A 9,768-nucleotide genomic window follows, 5' to 3' on the forward strand; every position below is an offset into this window, starting at 1 on the left:
CCCCCCAAGCCCCCACCACCGCCAGGCAGATCAGTCCCGCCGCCACGGTCACGGCCGCCGGTGCGCCCAGCACCGTGGCCGCCGCGCCCGCCAGTGCCGGGCCGAGGAGGCCCGAGAGGTTGAACGTCATCGCGTCGAGCGCGTTGGCGCGGGGCAGGCGGTCCGGTGGGACCATCCGTGGGAGTTGCGCGGTCCAGCCGCCGGAGAGGGCCGGCGCGAGCAGGCCCGTGGCCACCGCCAGCAGCACGGTGACCGGCAGCGGGACCGTGCCCAGGCCCGCCAGGATCCCCATGAGGCCCGCCGCGTACAGCACGAGCGCCGCCGCGAGGAGGCGGCCCGGCCGCGCGGCGCGGTCGAGGAGCGCGCCGAGTACGGGGCCGCCCACCGCCGCCGACGCCGTCACGCCCGCCAGGAGCGCCGATGCCGTCGACGCCGAGCCCGTCGCCGCGAGCCCGGCGAGGAGCAGGGCCGGGCCCGCCATCTCGTCGCCCACACGTGCCGCCGCCGCACCGCCCAGACAGGACCACATCGCGTAACGCTTTCGCATGGGCGAGACGTTACGTACGTAACTGAAAGTTTGACCAGGTGCGTTACATTCAGCACGTGCCCTCTCACCGCAACGACTGGTCGACCCGGCACTCCGTGCAGGCCGTCGCCCGGCGTACCGCCGTCCTCGTCAACGCCCTGGGCGACCCCGGGACCGAACCCGACACCGTCGTCCGTCTGCTGCGCGAGCACGGCGAGACCGGCGACCTCGACGTGTCCGGCCGCGACCTCGCGGAGATGCGCGCCGCCGCCGCGCGGCTGCGCGAGGTCTTCGCCGCCGAGGACGTGGACGCCGCCGCCACCGCCCTCAACGGCCTTCTGGCGCGCGGCGCCGGCCCGCTCCGGCTCACCGCCCACGCAGGCGCGAGCCCCTGGCACCCGCATCTGGACAGCAGCGACGACGCGCCCTGGGGCGAGTGGTTCCTCGCCTCGTCGTGCATGGCGCTGACCGTCCTCGTGTGGGACACCCAGCGCGCCCCGGGCGGTGTCTGCGCCTCCGGGGGCTGCTCGAACGTCTACCTCGCGCAGGGCAGCGGCGCCGCCCGCCGCTACTGCTCCCGGCGCTGCGCCACCCGCGAGCGGGTCGCCGCGCACCGCCGCGCCACCAGAGCCACGGGGGCGTAGGGGCTCAGACCCCGGCCGCCCCGCCCTCGGACACTCCGCCCGCCGTCCTCGGCACCACCAGGCCCGACTCGTACGCCGCCACCACCGCCTGCGTCCGGTCCCGCAGCCCCGACTTGCCCAGGATCCGGCTCACATGGGTCTTCACCGTCTCCTCGCCCACGTGCAGCCGCGCCGCGATCTCCGGGTTGGAGAGGCCCTCCGCGATCAGGCGGAGCACCTCCGTCTCGCGGGGCGTGAGAGCGTCGAGGCGGGCGCCGTGTCCGGAGGTCCTGGCCGGCCTGAGGCGGGCGAACTCGGCGATGAGGCGGCGTGTGACCGTCGGGGCGAGCAGACCCTCGCCGGCCGCGACCACCCGGACCGCGTCGAAGAGGTGCTCCGCGGTGACGTCCTTGAGCAGGAAGCCCGCCGCTCCCGCGGCCAGCGCGTCGTACACGTGCTCGTCGAGGTCGAAGGTGGTGAGGATGAGGACGCGCGTGTCCGTGCCCGCCAGACGGCCGGTCGCCTCGATGCCGTCCATCACCGGCATGCGGACGTCCATCAGGACGAGGTCGGGGCGCAGTTCGCGGCAGAGGCGGACCGCCTCGGCGCCGTCGGGGGCGGTGCCGACGACGGTGAAGTCGGGCTGGGTGGCGAGCAGTCCGGCGTAGCCGACGCGGACGACCTCGTGGTCGTCCGCGATGACGATCCGCAGGGGCGCGGCGGGGCCGTGGGGGCGGTCGGTCATGCGGCGGCCTGCTCTCGGGTCGGGACGGGGAAGGTCGCCTCGATCAGGAAGCCGCCGCCACGTGCCGGGCCCGCCCGCAGCGCGCCGCCCGCCATGGCGGCGCGCTCGCGCATGCCGGGCAGGCCGTGGCCGCCGCCGTGCCCGGCCGGGGCGTGGGCGCCCGGTCCGTTGTCTCGTACGCGCAGGCGCAACGCGTCCGGCCCGTAGCGGAGTTCGACGTCGACGGCGGCGCCCGGCGCGTGCCTGCGGGAGTTGGTGAGGGCTTCCTGGACGATGCGGTACGCGGTGAGCTCGACGCCCGGGTCCAGGGGGCGGATCGGTCCCTCGACGATCAGGCGCAGCGCGCCGCCCGAGGCGTCCCTGGCGTCGTCGACGAGCTCGCCGAGCTGCTCGATGCCCGGCTGCGGGCGGCGGTCGGGCACGGCGGGCGGGTCCGCGTCCTCGCGCAGCACGCCGAGCAGTCTGCGCATCTCGGTGAGGGCCGTGCGGGCGGTGTCGCCGATGGCGAGGAAGCGCTCGGCGCCGGCCGCGGGCAGCTGGGGCGTGGTGAGCCGGGCGGTCTCGGCCTGGACGGCGATCATCGAGATGTGGTGGGCGACCACGTCGTGCAACTCCCGCGCGATCCTGGCCCGTTCGCCGCGCGCCGCGTGTTCGAGCAGGGTGTCGGCGATGGCCCGTTCGGTGGCGGTGTGCGCGAGCGCGGTGTCCCTGGCCCGGCGCGCGAGCCCGCTGCCGGCCGCCGCGGCGGTGCCCACGGCGATCAGTGCGGCGAGGAAACGGGGGCCGGTGCCGGTCTCCGCCGGCGCACCGATCGCGTACGCGACGAACGGCAGGGGAAGCAGCGCGGCGAGGGCCCTCGGGCCGTGGCGGCCCGCGCGGTGGAGGGCGTGGAGGAGCGCGCCGAGCCCGGCCGCGGTCAGGACGTGGAACGGCGTGAGCGAGAGGAGCCCCGCGACGCCCGCGACCAGCGCCGCCGCCCCCACGGACCGGCCCCGGGCCGCCGCCCGGTCCCGGGCCTCCGGGGCCGCGAGCACCGCGACCGGTGCCGTCGTCGCCAGGGCGAGGGACAGCGCCAGCGGGAGCGGGATCGTGCCGTCCGCGCGCAGCAGGACCTCGCCCGCGGCGGCCAGCGCGAGGAGCGCGGCGGCCACGACCGGGGCCTCGGGGCGCTCCCCGACCGGCCTGCGCCACAGGGGAGTTGCCGTCTTCACGGGCTTCACGGGTGTCATTGTCACCGGCGCGGGGCCCGGTGGAGTCCCTCACGTGAGGGATACGAAGACGGCTCCGGCGCGTGACGACCCGCGTCGGCGGCGTCCCTAGCCTCACTGCGTACGGAACGGCTTCCGTACGGACGGAACACGGGAGCGGACGGATCACGGGGAGGGAGCGGGCGCATGAAGGCGACCGTCGGGGCACAAGAGGAACACGAGAGGCACGGGGACGTCGGGGAAGTGGCCGTCGACGTGCGCGGGCTGCGCAAGCGGTTCGGGTCCGTCACCGCTCTGGACGGGCTCTCCTTCCGCGTGGCGCCGGGGCAGGTGACGGGGTTCGTCGGGCCCAACGGCGCGGGGAAGTCGACGACGTTGCGGATCGTCCTCGGGCTGGACGCCGCCGATGAGGGGACCGCGCTGATCGGGGGGTATCCCTATCAGGCGCTGCGCACCCCGCTCCGCCGGGTCGGCGCGCTGCTCGACGCGGCCGCCCTGCATCCGGGCCGGAGCGGGCGCGGCCATCTGCTGTGGATGGCGCATTCGCACGGGATCCCGGCGCGGCGCGTGGACGAGGTGCTCGACCTGGTGGGTCTCGGCGGGGCGGCGCGGCGGCGGGCGGGCGGCTACTCGCTGGGCATGCGGCAGCGACTCGGCATCGCGGCCGCGCTGCTCGGCGATCCGCCGGTGCTCCTGTTCGACGAGCCGGTCAACGGGCTCGACCCCGAGGGCATCCAGTGGATCCGCGGGTTCCTGCGGACGCTGGCCGCGGAGGGGCGGACCGTGCTGGTCTCCAGCCATCTGATGGGCGAACTGGAGGACACCGCAGACCACTTGATCGTCATCGGCAGGGGCCGCGTCATCGCCGACACGAGCGTACGGGAGCTGCTCACCGCCGCGTCCGGCGACCGCGTGGAGGTGCGCACCGGCGACCGCACCCGGGCCATGACGGTCCTCGCGGAGGCGGGCGCGGGCGTCGCGGCGACCGGGCGGGACACGCTCACCGTCTCGCGGCTGGCCGCGGAGCGCGTCGTGGCACTGCTCGGCGGGGCGGGCGTGGCGTTCTCCGGGGTCGCCGCGCACCGGGCGACGCTGGAGGAGGCGTACATGGAACTCACCAGGGATGCCGTGCAGTTCGCGGCGGACGCGGGGGAAGCCCCCGAAGGAGATGCGCGATGAGCACGCTCACTCCCCTGCGCCGCGGCACCGCGCCCGTCGGCCGCGACGGCTTCGCCCAGCTCCTGCGCGCCGAGTGGACCAAGCTGCGCACGGTGCGCCGCTGGGGGTTCACGCTGGTCGGCGCGGTCCTGGTGACCGTGCTCGTCTCCCTGTTCTCGGCGGTCGGTTCGACCTCCGAGACCGCCCACGGCGGCGGTTCGGCCGGACCCACGGGGACGGACGGGCAGCCCGTGCGGGACGACTTCTCCTTCGCGCACCGCACGCTGACCGGTGACGGCAGCGTCACGGCCCGGGTGACCGTGCCCGGCGCCGAGGGCTCCGGCGGGACGCCCGAGTGGGCCAAGGCCGGGGTGATGGTCAAGGAGAGCGCCGAGCCCGGTGCCGACTACGCGGCGCTCATGCTCACCGCGCGCCACGGCGTGCGCCTGCAGAGCGACTTCACCCGTGACGTGGCCGGTTCGGACGTCTCGCCGGGCGACAGCCGGTGGCTGCGGCTGACCCGCGCCGGCGCGCTCGTCACCGGGTACGAATCGGCCGACGGCCTCGCCTGGAAGAAGGTCGGCACGGTCGACCTGGACGCCCCCGGCGACACGGTCCGCTCGGTGGACGCGGTGGCCGCCGGATTCTTCGTCACCTCGCCCGACATCCAGGGGCGGGAGCGCGCGTTCGGCAACGCGTCCATCGACCAGCGCCCCTCGCGGTCCACCGCGCGCTTCGACCGGGTGGCGCTCGACGGGAAGGCGACGCCCGCGGCCTGGCGGCACACCGACATCGGCGGGGACGTCGGCCGCGAGCCCGGTGAACTGCGCCGGGCGGGCACCGTGTTCACGCTCAGCGGATCGGGCGACATCGGCCCGGCGCCGCCGGCCAACGACCTGGCCGTGATGGCCATGGACGGCGTCCAGTTGGGGCTGGTCCTGATCGCCGCGCTCGGCGTGCTCTTCGTCACCGCCGAGTACCGCAGGGGCATGATCCGTACGACCTTCGCGCTCAGCCCGCGGCGCGGCCGGGTCCTCGTCGCCAAGGCCGTGGTGATCGGCGCGGTCTCGTTCGCCGCCGGGCTCGTCGCGACGTTCACCGCGTACCTGGTCAGCGCGCCGGAGCTGCGCGGCGACGGCACTCCACCGCTGTTCGGGGACATCGGACTCGGCGACGGCCCGATGCTGCGGGCCCTCGTCGGCACCGCCGCCGTGCTCGCCCTGATCGGTGTGCTCGCCCTGGGGCTCGGCGCGCTGCTGCGCAGCACGGCCGCCGCGATCTCCCTCGTGGTGGTGGTGTTCGTGCTGCCGCTGATCCTGCTGAGCACGCTGCCGCTGGACCTGGCCCACGCGGTCCAGCGCCTCACGCCGGTGGCCGGGTTCGCGGTCCAGGGGACCCTGCCGCGCTACCACCAGGTGGCGACCGTCTGCCTGCCCGAGGAGGGCTGTTATCCGCAGGGGCCCTGGACCGGTCTCGCGACCCTGGCCGCGTACGCCGTCGTGGTGCTCGGCGCGGCGGTGTGGCGGGTGCGGAGGCGGGACGCGTGAGGGCTCGACAGGGCGGGACACGTGTCCTCGGCGGTGAGTGCCGGCTCGGCACGCTGCACGCCGAGTGGACCAAACTCCGTACGCTGCGCAGCACGTGGTGGCTGCTGCTCGCCGCGGTGGCGCTGACGGTCGCGGCGGGCGTGGTCACCACCGCGGCCCTGGACGCCGGCGACTGCCCGGTGCCCGCCGCGTGCCACGAGGACACCGTCGAGCTCAGCCTGACGGGGGTGTGGCTCGGGCAGGGCGCGGTGCTCGTCCTCGCGGTCCTCGCGATGAGCGGCGAGTACGGCACGGGCACCATCCGTACGACGCTCGCGGCGCAGCCGGGCCGGGTACGGGTGCTGGCCGCCAAGGCCGTGGTGGTGGGCGCGCTGACGGTGGCTGCGGGTTGCGCGGGAGTGCTCGGGTCGGTCGTCGCCGGGCGGGAGTTGCTGGCCGCCGACGGGTTCGCGGTGCCGGGGCTCACCGAGGGGGCGACGCTGCGGGCGGGCTTCGGCTCGGTCCTCTATCTGGCGCTGGCCGCGCTGGTGGGCCTCGGCACGGCGGCCGCCCTGCGTGACACGGCGGCCGCGACGACCTGTGCCCTCTTCCTCTTCTACGCCCTGCCGGTGCTCTCCGGGCTGCTCGCCGACCCCGACTGGCGCGAGCGCGCCGAGGAGTTGACCCCGTCGACCGCCGGTCTCGCGATCCGGTCGACCATCGGCCTCGACCGGCTGCCGATCGGGCCGTGGGCGGGGATCGGTGTGCTCGGCGCGTACGCGGCGGGGGCGCTGCTGGTGGGTGCGCTGGTGCTGCGGTCGCGGGACGCCTGAGCCCGGAGGCGTACGGGGCGGAGCCCCGGCCGCGTACGGAACACGGAGAACACGGAGAGGGGCCTCCCGCCGCGTGGCGAAAGGCCCCTTCCTTGTTGTCCTGAGTGCCGGTGCCCACCGGCCGGAGGACGGTCAGCCCAGGATCGACAGCGCCTGGTTCAGCGTCGCCGACGGACGCATGACCGCGGAGGCCTTGGCCACGTCAGGCTGGTAATAGCCGCCGATGTCGGCCGGGGAGCCCTGCACCGCGATCAGCTCGTCGACGATGGTCTGCTCCTGCTCGGACAGCGTCTTGGCCAGGGCCGAGAACGCCTCCGCGAGCTGCGCGTCGTCGGTCTGCTTGGCCAGCTCCTGCGCCCAGTACAGGGCGAGGTAGAAGTGGCTGCCGCGGTTGTCGATGCCGCCGAGGCGACGCGACGGCGACTTGTTCTCGTTGAGGAACGAGCCGGTGGCGCGGTCGAGGGTGTCGGCGAGCACCTGGGCGCGCGCGTTGCCCGTCTTCGTGGCGAGGTGCTCGAAGCTGACCGCGAGGGCGAGGAACTCGCCCAGGCTGTCCCAGCGCAGGTAGTTCTCCTTGACCAGCTGCTGCACGTGCTTCGGGGCGGAGCCGCCGGCGCCCGTCTCGAAGAGGCCTCCGCCGTTCATCAGCGGGACGACCGACAGCATCTTGGCGCTGGTGCCCAGCTCCAGGATCGGGAAGAGGTCGGTCAGGTAGTCACGCAGGACGTTGCCCGTGACGGAGATCGTGTTGAGGCCCTCGCGGATGCGCTCCACCGACACCTTGGTGGCCTCGACCGGGGACAGGATCTTGATGTCCAGGCCCTCGGTGTCGAACTCCGGCAGGTACGCGTTGACCTTGGCGATCAGGTTGGCGTCGTGCGCGCGGGTCTCGTCCAGCCAGAACACGGCCGGGTCGCCGGTGGCGCGGGCGCGGGTGACGGCGAGCTTCACCCAGTCCTTGATCGGGGCGTCCTTGGTCTGGCAGGCGCGGAAGATGTCGCCCTCGGAGACGGCCTGCTCGATGAGGGCGTTGCCCTCGGCGTCGACCAGCCGGACGGTGCCCGTGGTGGGGATCTCGAAGGTCTTGTCGTGGGAGCCGTACTCCTCGGCCTTCTGCGCCATGAGGCCGACGTTCGGGACCGAGCCCATGGTCGACGGGTCGTAGGCGCCGTTGGCGCGGCAGTCGTCGATGACGACCTGGTAGACGCCCGCGTAGGAGGAGTCCGGGATGACGGCGAGGGTGTCGGCCTCGGCGCCGTCCTTGTCCCACATGTGGCCCGAGGTGCGGATCATGGCCGGCATGGAGGCGTCGACGATGACGTCCGAGGGGACGTGCAGGTTGGTGATGCCGCGGTCGGAGTCGACCATGGCGAGCTCCGGGCCCTCGGCGAGCTCGGCCTCGAAGGACGCCTTGATCTCGGCGCCGTTCGCCAGGGCCTCCAGGCCCTTGTAGATGCCGCCGAGGCCGTCGTTCGGGGTCAGGCCCGCGGCCGCGAGGTCGGCGCCGAAGGCCGCGAAGGTCTTCGGGAAGAACGCGCGCACGACGTGACCGAAGACGATCGGGTCGGAGACCTTCATCATCGTGGCCTTGAGGTGCACCGAGAAGAGGACGCCGTCGGCCTTGGCGCGGGCGACCTGGGCGGTCAGGAACTCGCGCAGGGCGGCGACGCGCATGACGGAGGCGTCGACGACCTCGCCCTCGACGACCGGTACGGACTCGCGCAGGACGGTGGTGGAGCCGTCGTCGCCGACCAGCTCGATCCGGAGCGCGCCGGCCTTCTCGATCACGACGGACTTCTCCGTCGAGCGGAAGTCGTTCTCGCCCATCGTGGCGACGTTCGTCTTGGAGTCGCCGGTCCAGGCACCCATGCGGTGCGGGTGGGCCTTGGCGTAGTTCTTGACCGACGCGGGGGCGCGGCGGTCGGAGTTGCCCTCGCGCAGGACCGGGTTCACGGCACTGCCCTTGACCTTGTCGTAGCGGGCGCGGATGTCGCGCTCCTCGTCGGTCTTCGGGTCGTCCGGGTAGTCGGGGAGCGCGTAGCCCTGCTCCTGCAGCTCGGCGACGGCGGCCTTCAGCTGCGGGATCGAGGCCGAGATGTTCGGCAGCTTGATGATGTTCGCCTCGGGCGTCTTGGCCAGCTCGCCGAGCTCGGCGAGGGCGTCGGAGATGCGCTGGCTCTCCTCAAGGCGCTCCGGGAAGCTCGCGATGATCCGGCCCGCGAGCGAGATGTCACGGGTCTCCACGCTGACACCGGCCGTCGAGGCGTACGCCTGGATCACCGGCAAGAACGAATGGGTCGCCAGGGCCGGGGCCTCGTCAGTGTGGGTGTAGATGATGGTCGAGTCAGTCACCGGGTGCTCCGCTCCGCGTCTGCAACATTGCTCGACATCAAGATATCTCCTCCCTCCCCCCGGAAGGACAGGGCCCTCGGGGTCCCGATCTCCGTAGACACTGTCTACGCGATGGGATAGACAGTGTCTATGACCGAACGGGAACAGGAACGTGAACAGGAGCCGGAGGCCGGGCTGCGGGCCCGGCTGGTGGACGTGGGCGTCGAACTGGTCGCCGCCGAGGGCGTGCAGGCGCTGACCCTGCGGGAGATCGCACGCCGGGCGGGTGTCTCGCACGGGGCACCCCGGCGCTACTTCCCCACCCATGTGTCCCTGCTCTCGGCGATCGCCCGGCGGGGCTTCGCGGAGCTTGCCGCGCAGACCGCCGAGGCGGCGGGCGGGGGGAGCGCGCGCACGCGGCTGAGGGCGCTGAGCCGCGCCTATCTGGACTTCGCGGCGGCCCACCGCGGCATGTTCGAGCTGATGTTCCGCCACGACCTCCTGGAGAGCAACAGCCTCGGCCTGCGGGAGACGAGCCTGCCGCTCTTCGACGTACTGGTCGGCCTGGTCGCCGAGGCCCGCCCGGCCTCCGGCGCGGGGGCGCGGGTCGTCGCGGGCGCGCTCTGGGCCAATCTGCACGGCATCGCGCAGCTGTGGGGCTGGGGCAGCCTGCGGCTCGCCACGGGGTCCGAGGACCTGGACGCGCTGCTGGACGCGGCGCTGACGGCACACCTGGGACCGGAGGACGTCGCGTGACCCCGGGTCAGGGGATACGGGACCGGAGTGGACCGGAGCCCACCACCCCCCGCCCCCGGATC

The 9,768-nt window shown here is 74.1% G+C and carries 9 protein-coding genes; 5 read left to right on the plus strand and 4 right to left on the minus strand.

Annotation, left to right across the window (positions count from 1 at the left end):
• Window positions 1–547, minus strand: a 547-nt coding sequence (locus AOK22_RS12250) for an MFS transporter (protein WP_157872222.1), incomplete at its 3' end; no start/stop codon positions are given.
• Between the two features lie 56 nt (window positions 548–603).
• On the opposite strand from AOK22_RS12250, the gene AOK22_RS12255 reads away from it, so the two are divergent.
• Complete coding sequence (locus tag AOK22_RS12255; RefSeq protein ID WP_237773432.1) at window positions 604–1,170, plus strand: CGNR zinc finger domain-containing protein; 567 nt, start codon at window positions 604–606, stop codon at window positions 1,168–1,170.
• Window positions 1,171–1,174: 4 nt separating this feature from the next.
• Here the strand turns inward: AOK22_RS12255 and AOK22_RS12260 are convergent, their stop codons facing one another.
• The gene (locus AOK22_RS12260) at window positions 1,175–1,894 is read right to left on the minus strand and encodes a response regulator transcription factor (protein WP_055698642.1); all 720 of its coding nucleotides are present in this window, start codon (window positions 1,892–1,894) and stop codon (window positions 1,175–1,177) included.
• A complete protein-coding gene (locus AOK22_RS12265; RefSeq protein WP_244164755.1) occupies window positions 1,891–3,105 on the minus strand; it encodes a sensor histidine kinase in 1,215 nt (404 codons plus the stop codon). Before AOK22_RS12265 ends, AOK22_RS12260 begins: the two co-directional genes overlap by 4 nt.
• Before the next feature lie 183 nt (window positions 3,106–3,288).
• Between AOK22_RS12265 and AOK22_RS12270 the strand changes: the two genes are divergently transcribed.
• The 3 genes from AOK22_RS12270 to AOK22_RS12280 are packed head-to-tail and all read left to right on the plus strand — an operon-like array spanning window position 3,289 to window position 6,619.
• Complete coding sequence (locus AOK22_RS12270; RefSeq protein WP_079036513.1) at window positions 3,289–4,281, plus strand: ABC transporter ATP-binding protein; 993 nt, start codon at window positions 3,289–3,291, stop codon at window positions 4,279–4,281.
• Window positions 4,278–5,807 carry an ABC transporter permease subunit gene (locus tag AOK22_RS12275; protein ID WP_055698644.1) on the plus strand — a complete coding sequence of 510 codons (1,530 nt, stop codon included), beginning with the start codon at window positions 4,278–4,280 and terminating at the stop codon, window positions 5,805–5,807. Before AOK22_RS12270 ends, AOK22_RS12275 begins: the two co-directional genes overlap by 4 nt.
• The gene (locus AOK22_RS12280) at window positions 5,804–6,619 is read left to right on the plus strand and encodes an ABC transporter permease subunit (RefSeq protein WP_244164754.1); all 816 of its coding nucleotides are present in this window, start codon (window positions 5,804–5,806) and stop codon (window positions 6,617–6,619) included. The genes AOK22_RS12275 and AOK22_RS12280 overlap by 4 nt, the downstream gene beginning before the upstream one ends.
• Before the next feature lie 132 nt (window positions 6,620–6,751).
• Here AOK22_RS12280 and AOK22_RS12285 read toward each other — a convergent pair whose 3' ends face one another.
• Window positions 6,752–8,971 carry an NADP-dependent isocitrate dehydrogenase gene (locus AOK22_RS12285; RefSeq protein ID WP_055698645.1) on the minus strand — a complete coding sequence of 740 codons (2,220 nt, stop codon included), beginning with the start codon at window positions 8,969–8,971 and terminating at the stop codon, window positions 6,752–6,754.
• Window positions 8,972–9,100: 129 nt separating this feature from the next.
• Between AOK22_RS12285 and AOK22_RS12290 the strand changes: the two genes are divergently transcribed.
• On the plus strand, window positions 9,101–9,706 hold the full coding sequence (locus AOK22_RS12290; RefSeq protein WP_055698646.1) for a TetR/AcrR family transcriptional regulator: 606 nt from the start codon (window positions 9,101–9,103) through the stop codon (window positions 9,704–9,706).
• Window positions 9,707–9,768: the final 62 nt, after the last annotated feature.

The organism is Streptomyces silaceus, assembly GCF_001419745.1.
Classification (GTDB): domain Bacteria; phylum Actinomycetota; class Actinomycetes; order Streptomycetales; family Streptomycetaceae; genus Streptomyces; species Streptomyces silaceus.

Coding starts and splice junctions, on each gene's coding strand:
- AOK22_RS12260 (WP_055698642.1), bottom strand. CDS start 1,894: ATGACCGACCGCCCCCACGGCCCCGCCGCGCCCCTGCGGATCGTCATC.
- AOK22_RS12275 (WP_055698644.1), top strand. CDS start 4,278: ATGAGCACGCTCACTCCCCTGCGCCGCGGCACCGCGCCCGTCGGCCGC.
- AOK22_RS12270 (WP_079036513.1), top strand. CDS start 3,289: ATGAAGGCGACCGTCGGGGCACAAGAGGAACACGAGAGGCACGGGGAC.
- AOK22_RS12290 (WP_055698646.1), top strand. CDS start 9,101: ATGACCGAACGGGAACAGGAACGTGAACAGGAGCCGGAGGCCGGGCTG.